Source organism: Rhizobium sp. NZLR10, assembly GCF_019685125.1.
GTDB lineage: Bacteria > Pseudomonadota > Alphaproteobacteria > Rhizobiales > Rhizobiaceae > Rhizobium.
This window is the reverse complement of record NZ_JABDWE010000019.1, coordinates 15,133-30,568: the sequence shown is the minus strand read 5'-3', so window position 1 is coordinate 30,568 and position 15,436 is coordinate 15,133. Positions and strand designations below refer to the sequence as shown.

The 15,436-nt window shown below is 61.0% G+C and carries 12 protein-coding genes and 1 pseudogene; 4 read left to right on the top strand and 9 right to left on the bottom strand.

From position 1 onward, the window contains the following. Positions 1-43 precede the first annotated feature (43 nt). The 3 genes and pseudogenes from HJB82_RS32075 to HJB82_RS32070 all read left to right on the top strand — a co-directional run. Complete coding sequence (locus tag HJB82_RS32075; protein WP_409201854.1) at positions 44-460, top strand: Ref family recombination enhancement nuclease; 417 nt, start codon at positions 44-46, stop codon at positions 458-460. A 417-nt stretch (positions 461-877) separates the two neighbouring features. Next, positions 878-3,904 (top strand): glycoside hydrolase family 38 C-terminal domain-containing protein, encoded by a 3,027-nt coding sequence (locus HJB82_RS24750; protein WP_221133018.1) that lies wholly within the window; start codon positions 878-880, stop codon positions 3,902-3,904. Positions 3,905-3,955: 51 nt separating this feature from the next. Beyond that, positions 3,956-4,097, top strand: a pseudogene (locus tag HJB82_RS32070) (hydrolase); the annotation flags it as partial. Positions 4,098-4,103: 6 nt separating this feature from the next. Here the strand turns inward: HJB82_RS32070 and HJB82_RS24745 are convergent. Continuing rightward, the gene (locus HJB82_RS24745) at positions 4,104-4,742 is read right to left on the bottom strand and encodes a TetR/AcrR family transcriptional regulator (protein ID WP_207584509.1); all 639 of its coding nucleotides are present in this window, start codon (positions 4,740-4,742) and stop codon (positions 4,104-4,106) included. Between the two features lie 148 nt (positions 4,743-4,890). On the opposite strand from HJB82_RS24745, the gene HJB82_RS24740 reads away from it, so the two are divergent. Next, positions 4,891-7,353 (top strand): beta-glucosidase, encoded by a 2,463-nt coding sequence (locus HJB82_RS24740; RefSeq protein WP_221141797.1) that lies wholly within the window; start codon positions 4,891-4,893, stop codon positions 7,351-7,353. A gap of 95 nt (positions 7,354-7,448) precedes the next feature. Here HJB82_RS24740 and HJB82_RS24735 read toward each other — a convergent pair whose 3' ends face one another. From HJB82_RS24735 to HJB82_RS24700, 8 genes are all read right to left on the bottom strand, one after another. Continuing rightward, positions 7,449-7,985 carry an OmpA family protein gene (locus HJB82_RS24735; protein ID WP_207584511.1) on the bottom strand — a complete coding sequence of 179 codons (537 nt, stop codon included), beginning with the start codon at positions 7,983-7,985 and terminating at the stop codon, positions 7,449-7,451. 14 nt (positions 7,986-7,999) lie between these two features. After that, positions 8,000-8,674: a L,D-transpeptidase gene (locus tag HJB82_RS24730; protein WP_207585187.1), complete on the bottom strand. Its 675-nt coding sequence runs from the start codon at positions 8,672-8,674 to the stop codon at positions 8,000-8,002. A gap of 221 nt (positions 8,675-8,895) precedes the next feature. Further along, positions 8,896-9,897 carry an ABC transporter ATP-binding protein gene (locus HJB82_RS24725; RefSeq protein WP_207584512.1) on the bottom strand — a complete coding sequence of 334 codons (1,002 nt, stop codon included), beginning with the start codon at positions 9,895-9,897 and terminating at the stop codon, positions 8,896-8,898. After that, positions 9,894-10,871 carry an ABC transporter ATP-binding protein gene (locus HJB82_RS24720; protein ID WP_207584513.1) on the bottom strand — a complete coding sequence of 326 codons (978 nt, stop codon included), beginning with the start codon at positions 10,869-10,871 and terminating at the stop codon, positions 9,894-9,896. Before HJB82_RS24720 ends, HJB82_RS24725 begins: the two co-directional genes overlap by 4 nt. Next, positions 10,868-11,782: an ABC transporter permease gene (locus HJB82_RS24715; RefSeq protein ID WP_221141795.1), complete on the bottom strand. Its 915-nt coding sequence runs from the start codon at positions 11,780-11,782 to the stop codon at positions 10,868-10,870. Before HJB82_RS24715 ends, HJB82_RS24720 begins: the two co-directional genes overlap by 4 nt. 4 nt (positions 11,783-11,786) lie before the next feature. Next, positions 11,787-12,761, bottom strand: a complete 975-nt coding sequence (locus HJB82_RS24710) for an ABC transporter permease (protein WP_065282810.1) — start codon at positions 12,759-12,761, stop codon at positions 11,787-11,789. Between the two features lie 124 nt (positions 12,762-12,885). Continuing rightward, a complete protein-coding gene (gene ggt, locus HJB82_RS24705; protein WP_221141793.1) occupies positions 12,886-14,496 on the bottom strand; it encodes a gamma-glutamyltransferase in 1,611 nt (536 codons plus the stop codon). Beyond that, on the bottom strand, positions 14,493-15,347 hold the full coding sequence (locus tag HJB82_RS24700) for an alpha/beta hydrolase (protein ID WP_221117186.1): 855 nt from the start codon (positions 15,345-15,347) through the stop codon (positions 14,493-14,495). The genes ggt and HJB82_RS24700 overlap by 4 nt, the downstream gene beginning before the upstream one ends. Positions 15,348-15,436: the final 89 nt, after the last annotated feature.

Below are 15,436 nucleotides of genomic sequence, written 5' to 3'. Positions count from 1 at the left end.
CCCACCTAAGTCGAATTGAGCCTAAAATAATCCCCACCACGTGATGCATTATGCATGTTGGCGTGTTCTCGTCCAGATTGACGAGATGAGCTGTTTACCTTCAGGATCTAGGGGTGAATTCCTCCGATCGCCAGCACCTTTCCCGCGTCGCCGCCCTCGGCTGCACCGTGGTGCTTCCCGATACCGGCGAGCGGTGCTGCCCCCGGCTGAAATCCACCACCCACGTGACGGACAGGGGATGGGGCAACGGGCCCACCATTCTCAAGCGATTCCGCTGTGTTTCAATCACCATTCCGCCCAATCGCCGCTTCCGTATGGTCACGCCGTCCATAAGGGCACCAAGACGTTCGAGGCGATATATGGGACGGAGTTAGAGCTGTTGGCGCGGACGCGGGAACCACGGGCGCCACCCGGACATAGCCATTTCTGTTGCCGGTACACACCGCCGTACGGCTTATGACTGAGTCTATCTCCTGGTCAACGCCCCAGGCTTCAGCGCCATGTCCACGACCCGCGCACGGCATGCCCGTTTCGCGGTCGTCGCCAAATTTAACGGTTCAAGACGTACGGGCAATCATCCCTCTCGGTGCTTTGGCAGCCAGCAGAGTTCGTTCGCCTCCTTTTTGAACGGGTGGAAGCGACTTATCGAACATTGGGAAAGGAAGCTGGGATAAATGGAAATGAGATTGGGACATCGACAAGAATGGCGTCGAATGAATTTCCTTCGGGCTTGACGGGAAATCAAAGTTACTTAATCTAACGGGCTCGGAACTCTTGGAGGAGCGGGACCGAGCTTTCGCGGTCTCTGTCGCACCATCTTCATCGCCCTAAGCCATGATTCCGGATCGTTCGCCGTCGATTTTCAACAGGATAAGCCATGTCTCTGACTATCACCCAACGCCTCAATGGCCTCAAAGTCCGCATTGCCGAGCTGGCGCATTGGCGGGATCGACAAAGTGCGGCGATCGAGGGTTGGACATTTGAGGGCGAGTCGATCGGCCATCAGCAGGATTGGCCGCATCGTCGGGGCGTCGTACATTTTGCCGCGAGCGCTGAAGCCCCGGCGGGCTGGCCTCTCCAAGATATCCGCCTGCAGCTCGATCTCGGCGGCGAGAGCCTGATCACGCTGAGCTATCCCGATGGCCAGAGCGAGACATTCGGCCTCGATCCCTACCATCAGGAATTTCCGGTCAAGGGGCGCCGCTTCCAGATTGCGACGGAAAGCGTCGCCCGCTTTCCGTTCGGGGAGCCGAACCGGGCGCCGAGGCTGAACAAGGCCCGGTTCATCTGGCTCGACGGTCCGGCGCATCGTCTGCATCTTCTGTTGAAGCAGGTTACCGAAGCGATCGACGTGTTGGGCGAGCATGACGTCGTGCCGCATCTGATGGAGGCGGCCGAGCATGCGCTTCGCAACCTCGACTGGCCCTCGGATACGGCGGCTTATGTCTCCCGCACGTCGGACGCCGTGATGCAGCAGAAGATCTGGGAACTGCCGGAGCTTGAGGCAAATCCCGCAGGACTGACCGACGAGCAGAGCGCTTCGGCGGCCTCTGCCTTCGAGGCTTTGACGGCAAGATTGAAGGCGCTGCAGAAGCGGTTTCCCCCGAATGGCGAATTGCTGCTGACCGGCCATGCGCATATCGATCTCGCCTGGCTTTGGCCCTATCGCGAGACGCGGCGCAAAATGCGGCGCACCTTCAATACGGCGCTGTCGCTGATGGAGCGTTCCGACGATTTCCGTTTCAACCAATCGACCGCCCATTATTACGCGCAGATGGAAGAGGAAGACCCGGAGCTTCTGGAACGCATCAAGCAGAAGGTCGCGGAAGGAAAGTGGGAAACCGTCGGCGGCATGTGGGTGGAGCCCGACACCAACATGCCGACCGGCGAAAGCCTCGTCCGCCAGGTTCTCTACGGCCAGCGCTATTTCGAAAAGACCTTCGGCACGCGCCACACGGTCTGCTGGCTGCCGGATTGTTTCGGTTTCTCCGGCGCTCTGCCGCAGATACTGAGGCAAGGCGGCATCGACAGCTTCTTCACTATCAAGGTCAATTGGAGCGAGACCAATCATATTCCCTCCGATCTCTTCTGGTGGAAGGGCCTCGACGGCAGCCGGGTGCTGACCCACACCTTCGACAATCCGATGCAAGGTTATAACGGCTTCGTGCAGGCCGATTGCTACGTACCGACATGGAAGAATTTCCGCGGCAAGACGCAGCATGAGACCTCGCTTCTGGCTGTAGGTTACGGCGACGGCGGCGGCGGGGTGACGCCTGAAATGGTCGAGCGCGAAGTGCAGTTGCGTGATTTCCCGGCCATCCCGCAGGCGCGCTGGGGCACGGTCAAAAGCTTCTATGAGCAGGCGCACCGCACCGCGGGGGAAAAGAGCCTTCCGGTGTGGGACGGCGAAATATATCTCGAATTGCACCGCGCCACGCTGACGAGCCAAAGCGGCGTCAAGCGCAAGCATCGCCAGGCGGAGCGGGCGCTGATCACCGCTGAAACTCTGGCGTCGCTGGCGCATTTGCTGGGCGCCGACAGGCCCAAAAGCTTCGAAGCGGATTGGCGCGTGGTGCTGAAGAACGAGTTCCACGACATTCTGCCGGGCTCGAGCATCCATGAAGTCTATCAGGATGCGGAGCAGGAGCTCGATGGCGTCATCGACAATGCGAGGAACGAGCAGGCAAATGCATTGCAAGTGCTGTCGGCCAATCTGCCGAAGGGCGGGATTGCTGATGCGCTCGTCGTTGTCAATCCGTCGCTTGCGCCGCGGGCGCTCAGCGCCACGTTTGCCGACGGCACTGTCGTCTCTGCCGAGGATATCGTCGCCCCCTTATCCGTCGCGGTCTTCGACAAGCGCGCACTCCGGCCGGCGGGTGGGCTGAAGGCCGGTCCCGACCGCCTCGAAAACGACCATCTCGCCGTCATCATCGGCAAGGATGGCGCGGTTGCGAGCCTCATCCACAAGGCGACGGGCCGTCAAGCGGTCGACGGCTCGGCCAACCAGCTCTGGGTCTATCCGGCCGACAAGCCGCGCAATTGGGACGCCTGGGATATCGATGCGGATTATGCCGAAAAGGCCGTCCGCCTTGAGGCGCCGGAGAGCATCGCCCTCGTCGAAAGCGGCCCGCACCGCGCGGCGATCCGCGTCATCCACCGATACCGCAATTCAAGCGTCACCCAGACCTATGTGCTGACAGCCAACGCCAAACGGCTTGATATCGAAACGACGATCGACTGGCATGACCGCCGCACCCTGCTACGAACATTGAACCCGGTCGACGTCCGGGCTCGCAAGGCCACGTTCGAATGCGCCTTCGGCTTCGTCGAGCGGGCAACGCACACGAACACCTCGTGGGAGCAGGCAATGTTCGAGGCCGTCGCCCATCGTTTCGTCGATATCAGCGAACCCGGCTTCGGCGTCGCAGTGCTCAACAATGCCAAATACGGCCACAGCGCCCGTGGCAACGTGATCGGCATGAGCCTGGTGCGCGGGCCGATCTATCCTGATCCGCTGGCAGACGAAGGCGAACAGAGCTTTACCTATGCGCTGATGCCGCATGAAGGCGCTTGGCATGAAGGCGGCGTCCTCGACGAGGCGATCGATCTCAACCAGCCGCTCGTCGCGACCGAAGCCAAGGATCTCTCCGCCGGCAATTTCGCGCCACTCACCATCGCCGGCACCCCTGTCGCCTTCTCGGGCCTGAAGCCGGCCGAGGAGGGCGATGGCCTGATCCTGCGCCTCTACGAACCCGCCGGCCGGCGCGGCCGCCTCTCCCTTGCCCTGCCTTCCGGATGGTCGGCCTCGCAGCCGCTGAACATTCTCGAAGAGCCGATGGAGCGGAAAGGACCCGCCGACATCATGCCGTTCGAAATCAGGACCTGGAGACTGCAAAGGGCCTGACGTTGCTTTCTTGGGAGAGCCCGCACCGCCGCTCCGATGCGGCGGTGAGGACGAGGCCGGGCGACAGCGCGGCACATTGGCGGCACGTATAGATATTCAGGGTGCGAGATATACGGGTTTGCTGGTCGGGCAGAGGTATCGCGAAGCCGTAAGCGGCATCGTGAACTGGTTGGCCCGGCTTGATGGAAGATAAATCCAATCAGTCTTCCAAACCGAGGCTTGCCAACAGCCGGCCGACATAGGCTTCCAGGCCGCCGACCATGTCGAAGCGGGTGGGATCGCGCAGCCAGAGCATCTGAAGGCCGTCCATCACGGCGATCAGTTCGGCGGCCATCGCCTCGCCATCGATCTTGGCGTCGATCGTGCCATCTGAGATGGCTCGTTCGAAGGTCGAGGCGACATCGTTCTGCATCTGGGTGGCGCGAGCGAGAAACCATGGCTTGGCGGGGTGATCCTTCATCAGGCTCTCAGCATTCAGGATGGCGAAGGCCCTGACCACCTCGACCATTTCGGCGTTGCGGCGGAAGACTGCAATCATGCCCTTGAGCAGGCCGCTGAGATCGGAGCGGTAGTGCCCGATGAAATCCGCGCTTTCGAGATCGCGCCTGGCGAGGATGGCGAGCAGGAGATCGACCTTGGTCGGGAAGTGGTGCAGAAGACCGGGCAGCGACAGGCCGACATCCCGGGCGATGTCGGCGATGGCGGCATTCTGGTAGCCGTCTTCGGCAAAGCGCCGCATCGCCGCCGTCAGGATTTCCGCGCGGCGGGCTTCGCCCTTGGTGGATCGACGCTGCCGCTTTTCGTCCTGTCCGGTCTTCTGTTCTGATAATTCCGCCATCGTCTCTTGCCTGCCTCTTGGAGCGGCGATCGGCGCGCGCCTCAACTGATTTCTCCGGTGCTCTTCATCCATACATCAGGCTTGCCCGATTGACATCTTAAAAATACCGAGTAATCGGTAGGTTTAAGGATTTTCTTGGGAGGTTTGCATGATCGATTCCATTCTCGACCAGATGACGCTCGAGGAGCAGGTCTCTCTGCTATCCGGCGCCGATTTCTGGACGACCGTTCCTGTCGAGCGTCTCGGTGTACCGAAGATCAAGGTGACAGACGGGCCGAATGGCGCCCGCGGCGCCGGCTCACTGGTCGCCGGCGTCAAGGCGACCTGTTTTCCCGTCGGCGTCGCCCTCGGCGCCACCTGGAATCCTGATCTCGTCCGGCAGATGGGTGTGGCGCTGGCGCGTCAGGCAAAGAGCAAGGGTGCGGCGGTACTGCTGGCGCCCACGGTGAATATCCATCGCTCCAGCCTCAACGGACGCAATTTCGAATGTTATTCCGAAGATCCGATGCTGACCGCCGAACTCGCCGTCGCCTATATCGACGGCGTCCAGGGCGAGGGGATCGCGGCGACGATCAAGCACTTCGCCGGCAATGAATCCGAGATCGAGCGGCAGACCATGTCCTCCGATATCGACGAGCGGACGTTGCGCGAAATCTATCTGCCGCCCTTCGAACAGGCCGTCCGCCGCGCCGGCGTGATGGCCGTCATGTCTTCCTATAACCGCCTCAACGGCACCTATACGAGCGAGCATCACTGGCTGCTGACCAAGGTGCTGCGTGAGGAATGGGGATTTGACGGGATCGTCATGTCCGACTGGTTCGGATCGCATTCGACTGAAGAGACGATCAACGCCGGTCTCGATCTTGAAATGCCGGGTCCGGCGCGCGATCGCGGCGAGAAGCTGGTTGCCGCCGTGCGCGAGGGCAAGGTTGAGGCCGCCACTGTGCGGGCGGCGGCGCGGCGCATGTTGCGTCTGCTCGAGCGGGTCGGCGCCTTCGAGAAGAAGCCCGATCTCACCGAGCAGGCGATCGATTTGCCTGAAGACCGGGCACTGATCCGGCGCCTCGGCGCGGAAGGCGCGGTCCTCCTCAAGAACGACGGCATCCTGCCGCTTGCCAAGACCTCGCTCGACCGGATTGCCGTTATTGGCCCCAATGCCGCAAGCGCGCGTGTCATGGGCGGCGGCAGTGCGCAGATGGCGGCGCATTATACGGTTAGCCCGCTCGAAGGCATTCGGGCCGCGCTTTCCAATGCCAACAGCATCAGCCATGCGGTCGGCTGCCGCCACAACCGTCTGATCGACGTGTTCAAGGGAAAGATCACCGTCGAATATTTCAAGGGGCGTGGCTGTCAGGGCAATCCGCTGCATGTCGAGACCGTCGACAAGGGCGAGTTCTTCTGGTTCGAGCTGCCGTCGGGCGAACTCGACCCCGCAGATTTCTCGGCCCGGATGACGATGCAATTCGTGCCCGAGGAGAGCGGTGATCATGTCTTCGGCATGACCAATGCCGGCCTGGCGCGGCTCTTCGTCGATGCTGTGCTGACGGTCGACGGCCATGATGGCTGGACGCGCGGCGAGAACTATTTCGGCACAGCCAATGACGAGCAGCGCGGCACCCTGACGCTCGAAGCCGGCCGGGACTATGCGGTTACCGTCGAGTATGAGCCGTCTACCGCGAGCGGGGAGGGCATCAACCTCATCGCCGTCCGTTTCGGTCTGGAAAAGCCGCTCGGCGAGGCCGATATCGGGGCAGCCGTCGAGACGGCCCGCAATGCCGATGTTGCGCTTCTCTTCGTCGGCCGCGATGGCGAATGGGATACCGAGGGTCTGGACCTGCCCGACATGCGGCTTCCCGGCCGGCAGGAGGAACTGATCGAGCGGGTTGCGGCTGTCAACGCCAACACCGTGGTCGTGTTGCAGACCGGCGGCCCGGTGGAAATGCCCTGGCTCGGCAAGGTTCGCGCCGTGCTGCAGATCTGGTATCCGGGGCAGGAACTGGGCAATGCCGTCGCCGATATCCTGTTCGGCGATGCCGAGCCCGGCGGGCGCCTGCCGCAGACCTTCCCGAAGGCGCTGGCCGACAATTCCGCCATCACTGGCGATCCCATCGTCTATCCCGGCAAGGATGGGCATGTACGCTATGCCGAAGGCGTCTTCGTCGGCTACCGTCATCACGACATACGCGCCGTCGAGCCGCTCTTCCCCTTCGGCTTCGGCCTTGGCTATACGCGCTTTGACTGGGGTGCGCCGCGGCTTTCGGCCAGCGAAATGGGCGCCGAAGGCGTGACTGTCAGTGTCGATCTGACCAATATCGGCGACCGGGCGGGATCGGAACTGGTGCAGCTTTATGTGCGTTCACCGAAGACCAAAGTGGAGCGGCCGGACAAGGAACTGCGCGCCTTCGCAAAGCTATCGCTGCAGCCCGGTGAGACCGGCACGGTCACAATGAAGATCCTGCCGCGCGATCTCGCTTATTTCGACGTCGGGGCCGGTGCCTTTCGGGCCGAACCGGGCGACTATCAGCTGGTCGTGGCGGCGAATGCCGCGGATATCAAGTTCGTCGTCGAGCTGCCGTCCCCATCCAGCTACGTGCTGCCGCCGTCTCACTAACGGTGGCGGCAAAGCCCCTTTATAGTCGACCCGGGCCTTGTCGGTACCCTCAGCCGTCCGCCTTCGAAGAGACGGTCGCGTGGTTCGACCTGCGATCAGACCGCGTCGGGCTGGGTGCGGAGATTGGTGACGACGCGCCTGTTTTGCACCTTGCAGGAGCGATCCGTACAGTCGCGAACTTCGCGATCGTTGCCGTAGCCCCTGGCCCACATGCGCTTGGCGTCCACCCCCTTCGAGGTGAGATAGGCCATTGCCGCATCGGCGCGCTTCTGCGACAGCGTCTCCATCTTCGAAGCGGAACCGGAATCGTCGGCAAATCCCTGCAGCTTGAGCAGCCAGGTCGGGTTCCTATTGAGCCAATTGGCCTGATTATCCAGGGTTGCCATGGCGACGGAATCGAGCGCGGCGGAGTCCTGCTTGAAGTAGATCCGCCGGCCGACATTGAGGATAAAATCCTCTTCGCTGCCCGCCGCCACTTTTTCGAAACCGGGCGCGGGATCGTTGGTCTGGCCGGTCATCGGCGCTGCGGTGGGTTCTTCCAGGGAGGCGATTTCTGTGGTGGAGCAGGCCACAAGCCCCAGGAGCATGGCCGCAGCAAGAAGGCGTCTCGTGTATCCGGTCGTGATAGACATCAGGGTGATATTCCTTATTCGACCGGAGTTGTTTGGCTGACCTGAGTGGTGCTTTCAGCCTGGTCGGCGATATGCGGGAGAACCTGTACGGCCGTGCCGATGGGGCAGCGCTGGTAAAGATCGATGGCGTCCTCGTTGAACATGCGGATACAGCCGCTGGAGGCATCCTTGCCGATGCTCCAGGGCTCAAGCGTGCCATGGAAGCGATAGCCGGTGTCGACGCCGTCGCGATGCAGGTACATGGCGCGCGGGCCAAGCGGGTTCTTCGGGGAGCCTCCCGCCACGAATTCCGGCAGTTCTGGATGGCGCTTGCGCATCTCCGGCGGCGGCGTCCAGCGCGGCCAAAGCGATTTGGCATCGATCGTGGCGCGGCCGAACCATTTGAAGCCCTCGCGACCGACGCCGACGCCGTAGCGGATGGCGGTCTTGTTCTCCATAATCACGTAAAGAAAATGGTGCCTTGTATCGACGACGACGGTGCCGATCGGCTCGCTGCTGAAGTATTTGACGACCTGGCGGTGCCACTGTTTGTCGATCTTGGCGAAGTTGGTCCCTCGGAACGTCACGCCATTATCGACGATCGTGCCACCAAAATAGGAAGACGCCGCGGCGAGCGCCGGTTTCCCGACTGCACCGGCGCCAAGTAACGCCAAACCACCAAGCAAAATATCTCTGCGGGTCCCCACCATCGACAATATCCCCCTTAAAGCCACAGCAGTGAAAATCAGTAAAACAGATTTTTCATTTGCGACAACAGAAAATTCTTCCCTTCCCTCAGGGCCGGGGTCGAGTTGCCGGCCTTCTGGATAAATTTTGCTCAAATCGTTACTCATCCAAGATGACGCCACGCCTACAAACCCGCGAACCACTTGCACAAACAGATCGCTGTCAGCGGTCCTGTCGTTTGAGATCATTCATCATTGAGATGGCAAGCCGACAGATGCCCCGGTGCAATTTCCTTTTTCACCGGCACTTCCATATGACAGCGGTCCATCGCGAATGGGCATCTCGGATGGAAGTGACAGCCTTTCGGCGGGTTTATCGGGCTGGGGAGTTCGCCATCGACGGGCTTGAACTGTCGTTTGCCGGGTTCGATGCGCGGCACCTCGGCCAAGAGCGCTTTCGTGTAAGGATGATTGGGCCGCCTGAAAACTTCCTCGACGGGCGCCTCTTCGACGATGCGGCCGAGATACATGATCGCAACGCGGTCGGAAATATGTTCCACGACGCCGAGATCATGGCTGACGAACAAATAGGTCAGGTCGAGCTTGTCACGAAGTTCCATGAACAGGTTGATGACCTGGGCCTGGATGGAAACGTCGAGCGCCGCGACGCTTTCGTCACAGACGAGGAATTTCGGCTGCACGGCAAGCGCGCGCGCAATGTTGACGCGTTGCCGCTGGCCACCGGAAAACTGGTGCGGGTATCGCTTTTTCATGGCCGGGTTGAAACCGGCCAGCATCAAATATCTGTCGACATAGGCGTCGCGTTCCGTCGAGCGGGCAAGCCCATGTGTTCGAGGCGCCTCCCAGATAAGCTCCTCGACGGTCATTCGCGGATTGAGAGCCGCCATCGGGTTCTGGAAGATCATCTGGCTGGCGAGACCGAACTGATGCTGCTCGCCTTTCGACATGGCGCTTCGGTCCATCCCCTTCCAGAGAATGTGGCCCTGGCTCGGCGAGGTGATCCCTGCAATGGCGCGGCCAAGCGTCGACTTTCCGCAGCCGCTTTCGCCGACAAGGCCGACAACCTCTCCAGGCCGGATGCTGAGGCTGACATCATCAAGTGCGTGAACGACAGGCGCCGGTTTGGCCAGCTTGAGCTTGAGCGCGATCTTGGCGGCCAGGTCGGGCTTGGCTCCGAAGCGCTGCGACACGTTCCTCGCTTCGATCAGGGGCATGGCGGTCATCATGCTATCTCTTTCGTTACGGGGTGAATGCAGCGGAAGGAGCGATCACCTTCCGGCATGAGCGCCGGCATGACCAGACAGCCGTCGGTTGCCCGATCACAGCGCGTACGAAAACTGCATCCCTGTGGGAGGCGGTTGATCGCCGGCGTCATGCCGCGGATCTGGCGAAGCGGCTCTCCGCGTCTGTTTTGCGAAGGAACGGAAGCGATCAGGCCGGCAGTGTAGGGATGGTGGGGATCGGTCAGAACCTTGCCCACGGGTCCGGTCTCGACGAGGCGGCCGGCATACATGACAGCGATCTCATCGGCCAATCTTGAGACGATCGCCAGATCGTGGGTGATCCAGATCACCGCCGTATTTCCCCCTTCGGTGAGTTTCTGGAATTCGGAAATGATCTGGCTCTGGATCGTCACATCCAGCGCTGTTGTCGGTTCATCGGCAATGATAAGGTCCGGCTTGTGAAGAAGCGCGATGGCAATCGCCACGCGCTGGCGCATTCCGCCGGAAAACTGATGTGGGTAGGCGGCAAGCCTTTCTTCAGGGCTTGGTATTCCGACCAGCGCCAAAGCATCCCGCGCCCACTGCCTGGCGGCATCCTTTGAGACACGCTCATGTGCCTGGACGGCTTCCACCATCTGCGTCCCGACCGTCAGGACCGGATTGAGCGTCATCATCGGATCCTGGAATACCATGGCGATCCGCTTGCCGCGTAGCTGCCGCATCTCCTCGTCCGAATATTTCGCAATGTCGGCGCCGTCGAAGATGACCCTGCCGCCGGCAACCCGGCCGGGTTTATCGAGAAGCCGCATGATCGAGAAGCCGGTCACTGATTTTCCGGATCCGGATTCTCCCACAAGACCAAGGACCTTGCCGCGCTCCACCGTAAACGACACATCATTGACGGCGCAAAGGCTGGGGCGTCCCCTGCCGTCGCCGAATTCGGTGACGAGATTGCTCACTTGCAGCAACGGGGTCATGACATGTTCCTCGGGTTGAGGACATCGCGTAGCCGGTCGCCGACGAGATTGATCGCCGCAATCGTGACCAGAAGGGCAATGCCTGGGAAGAAACTGATCCAGTAGAGGCCTGTCAGAAGATACTGGTAGCCGGTCGAGATCAGCATGCCGAGCGAGGGTTCGGTCACGGATGCACCGAGACCGAGGAAGGACAAGGTTGCTTCGAGGCTGATCGCCCTGGCGATCTGCATGGTGGCTATGACGATGACCGGCGCAAGACAGTTCGGCAGCAGGTGCCTGAAGAGGATGCGCCATCCGGGCAGGCGCAGCATCCGGGCCGCCTCGATATATTCCTTTTCGCGCTCGACCAGAGCGGTGCCGCGGACCGTGCGGGCATAAGTCGCCCACTCGGCGATAATCAGTGCGATCACGACGTTGGACACACCCTTGCCGAGGATGGCGAGCATCATGAGCGCCATCAAGATGGTGGGAAAAGACAGCTGCAGGTCGACGAGCCGCATCATTGCGGTTTCCGTGCGCCCTCCCATGTAAGCGGCGAACAGCCCGGCAGAGGTTCCGATAATGGCAGCAGCGAAAGCCGACAGAACGCCCACCAGTAACGAGGTGCGCAGGCCATAGAGGATGCCGGACAGGATATCGCGGCCCTGGCTGTCGGTACCGAGGTGATAGACGAGCCCGGTCATGGATTCGGACCCCGGCGGCAGTCGCCCGTCCATGATGTCGAGCTGCATCAAATCATAGGGATTTTGCGGGGAAATCCATGGCGCGAGCAACGCCAGGCAACAGATGATCACCAGCGTGAGGAATGCGATCGCGGCTGCCGGAGAGCTGAAGAAATCCGCGATCCCTTTCGACAGACGACCGGGTTCGGGCGTTGGAGCGCTTGTGTCTTGCGTGTTTGGTTCGGCCATGGGGTCAAGCCTTTCCTTCCAGCCGGACCCGAGGATCCAGAAGGGTATAACAGATATCGATGATGAAATTGAGGACAACGAAGAGCAGCACCATCATCATCAGGTAGGCGACGATGACGGGGCGATCGAGAAGGTTGATGGAGTCGATGATGAGCTTGCCCATGCCCGGCCACGCAAAGATGCTTTCGGTGACGACCGAAAAGGCGATCAGTGAGCCGAACTCGAGACCGATGATGGTCACCACCGGTATCATCAGGTTCTTGAGAACGTGCACCGAAATGATCCGCCGCTCTCGCAATCCCTTGGCGCGGGCAAACTTCACATAGTCCTGGGGAAGAACCTCCTGTACACCGGCGCGGGTCAGCCGAAGAATGAGCGACGTCTTGAACAGAGCCAGGTTGAAGGCCGGCAATAAGAGATGCCGGATGCCGTCTCCGGTCAGAAACGACCATTGTGCACCAAGCAGTTCCCGCGTTGGGCCGCGGCCATTCGTCGGCAACCAGCCGAGCTCGACGGAAAACACCATGATCAGCATGAGGCCGACCCAGAAGGTCGGAAGTGAGAAGCCCAGAATCGAGCCGCTCATAATCAGCTTGGAGGAAATCCGATTGGGGTAGAGCCCTGCATACAGCCCAAGCGGCAAGCCGAAAAGCAGCGCGATGCCGAGAGCCGTGATCGCCAGTTCGAGCGTCGCCGGGAGACGTTCGAGGATCAGACCCAGCGCCGGCCGCCCATAAACGAAGCTGTTGCCGAAGTCCCCATGCAGAAGTCCTTGGAGAAACAGCAGATACTGTTTCCACAGCGGCTGATCCAGACCGTAATGGGCGATAACCAGTGCCCGCTCCGCCTGATTGGCGTCCGGGTTGATGAGGATGTCGACCGGGTTGCCGATCACATTGACGCCGATGAAGACAATGATCGTCATCGCGACAATGACGAACAGCGCCTGTATCAACCGCCTGATAATGGATGTGACCATTGAACTCTCCCTCCAGCGCGCGTCTTCCGAGAGCCGCGAAGGACGCTGTAACACTTTGATCGACGTCGTTGTTTTCACGCATGTCGTTGTCGCAAAACCGCTGCGCACTTTTGCGCGACACGCTTTAGCCGACGGAGATCGCCATCCCGTCGCGCTGCGGATCGGCCGCGCCTTTCGAGATGCCGCCGTCAATCTTGATCGCGTGGACTGCGGCGAACGCGTATGTCTGCGGCGACCGCGCCACCTGGTAGCCCTGCGCCCGCAGCCCGTCTTCGACAGAGTGTCGAATCCGATTGCAGATGTCGATCGTGTTTGACACCCCTACAATCCTTGGCGCCGAGACGGCTTCGAGCACGGACATGTCGAAATCAATCATGTTCATCAGGGATTGCGCAACGGCCGGCGCGATATAGCTGCCGCCTGGCGCTCCCATGACGATGCTGGGCTCGTCGCCCTTGAAGACGATCGTCGGTGCAGCCGAGCTGGGACGCCGCTTGCCGGGTGCGATCGACCCGGGCTTGCCGGGAAGCGGATTAAAGCGGCTCATCGTGCCATTATACATGAAGCCGAGGCCGTCGGTGATCGCGCCCGAGGGGCTGCCGAGGGTGTGGGTCATCGCGACTGCATTGCCGTCCTTATCGATCACCGAGATGTGGGTAGTGTCGCGCTGTGAGCCATCAGGACGCGAAACACTGGCGATCTCGCCCGCCTTGATCGCGCCGGCATGCGCCTTTGCATGCTCTTTCGACAGCAGCTTTTCATAGGGCACGTCGACATAGGCGGGATCGCCCATATGCGCGTCCTTGTCGATCGTCATCCGCTTCATCGCTTCGAACAGGATGCGGACATGTTCGGCGCTGCCATGCTGCAGCGAGCCGACATCGAACTGCTCCATGATATGCAGGAGTTCGAGCATCGAGAAGCCCGAGCCTGGCGGAGGTGAGGTAGCAATGCGGTTGTCGCGGTAGTCGCCCCAAACCGGCTCTACCTTCGATAATTCGTAACGCGCCAGATCCTCCCGATCGATCAAGCCGCCATGTGTCTTGAAATCGTCGGCGATCTGTTCGGCCAGTTCGCCGTGATAGAAAATGTCCGAGTCGCCGCTTCGCGCGATGCGTTCGAGGGTCTCGGCCATGTCCTTGTTGACGAGCAGGTCGCCGACATTCTTGAGCGTGCCGTCGTCGTGGAAATAGGTTTTCCGGCCCGTTGCAGAAAAGCGCAGCTTGTCGAGCGTGTTGGCAAAGCCGTCGTTCGACTGGTCCTTGGCCCAATACCAGTGCATGTGGTTTCGGATCATGAAACCGTTACGGGCAAGGTGGATGGCCGGCTTGATGAGATCGGCCCAATCGAAGGTGCCGTAGTCGCGCAGCGCGGTCTCATAGCCCTTGAGCGAGCCGGGGGTGCAGACGGCAAGGTAGCCGATATCGGAAATATTGCCTTCAAGCACGTAGCCGAAGCCGTCGCGGCTCTGGTGCTTGATCTTGTCGAGCCACATGTCCGGTGCAGCCTTCAACGGCGCGCGCGCATAAAATTCGAGGATCTCGTGCACGCCCTTTTTCGGCATGTAGACATGCATCGAGCCGAAGCCGCCGATGCCGGCCATCTGCGGGTCGACCACCCCTTGGACGAAAGCACAGGCGAGTGCTGCGTCGATGGCATTGCCGCCGCGTTCGAGAACTTCCGCCCCGGCTTCGACTGCCTCCGGCTGAGGCGCTACGATCGTTGCATTTCTCATTTCGCGAGCCGCTCCTCCAGCACCTTTGCCAGGAAGGCCTTGACGTGACCGAGAACCTTCATCCGGTCGTGAGAGACACCCGGAACACGATCGAATGTCACATCGACACCCGCTTTGCGGAATGAGTTCGCCAGGGCGGCAAGGCGCTCGGGCCGGGTGTTGCCGGCGTCGTTGGCGCCGTCCATATAATATTTGCCGCCCGGCTTGTGGGTGATTTCCCAGGTCTCCAGATCGGCATCGCCGACGATCATATGCACCGGCACCCTGGCGAGATCTTCGGGCCGGAAGGGCTTGCCGAAGCGCGCCTCCAGATCCCGAATGCCGACCCACCAGTCACGCGTCGGATCCAGAAGGGTGACGGAACCAGGTGCGCCGATGGATGCCGCCCAGAGTTTTTCCGGATGCAGGATGGTGAAACGGTGCACGAAATGCCCGCCGCCGGAGAAGCCGAACATGGCGAATTTGGACCAGTCCTGGCGGTATTTGTCGGCCATCTCCGCGACCATGGCGAGGACGACCTGGTCGTAACGGATGTCGCCTTCCTCAAGGAACTTGTAGCCGGAACGCGCACCATCGCCGAGAACGCCAACCGGGAAGATTGGGCAAAGGATGGCGCAGTCGTTGTAGAGCCCGAATTCGGCAAAACCGTCGCGGAAGTCGATGGCCGACGTGCGCCCGGTGCCGTGGACCGCGACCAGGAGGTCGAGCTCGCGGCCATCTGCCGCCGTCGGTGGCACATAAAGCACCATATGGAGGCGGGGATCGGCCTGAGAGGCGAAGATGGCCGTCTGGCCATAGTCATAGATGGCCTTCGCCCGGGCGACGGCTTCGCCCGTTCCAAGTTCCTGCATGAATGTCTCCTGGAAGATGAAGAAAGGGACGGCTCTGGTGCGGCCCCATGCTGCTGTTTTAAAACCGCGTCGCATCGAATGGATCGATG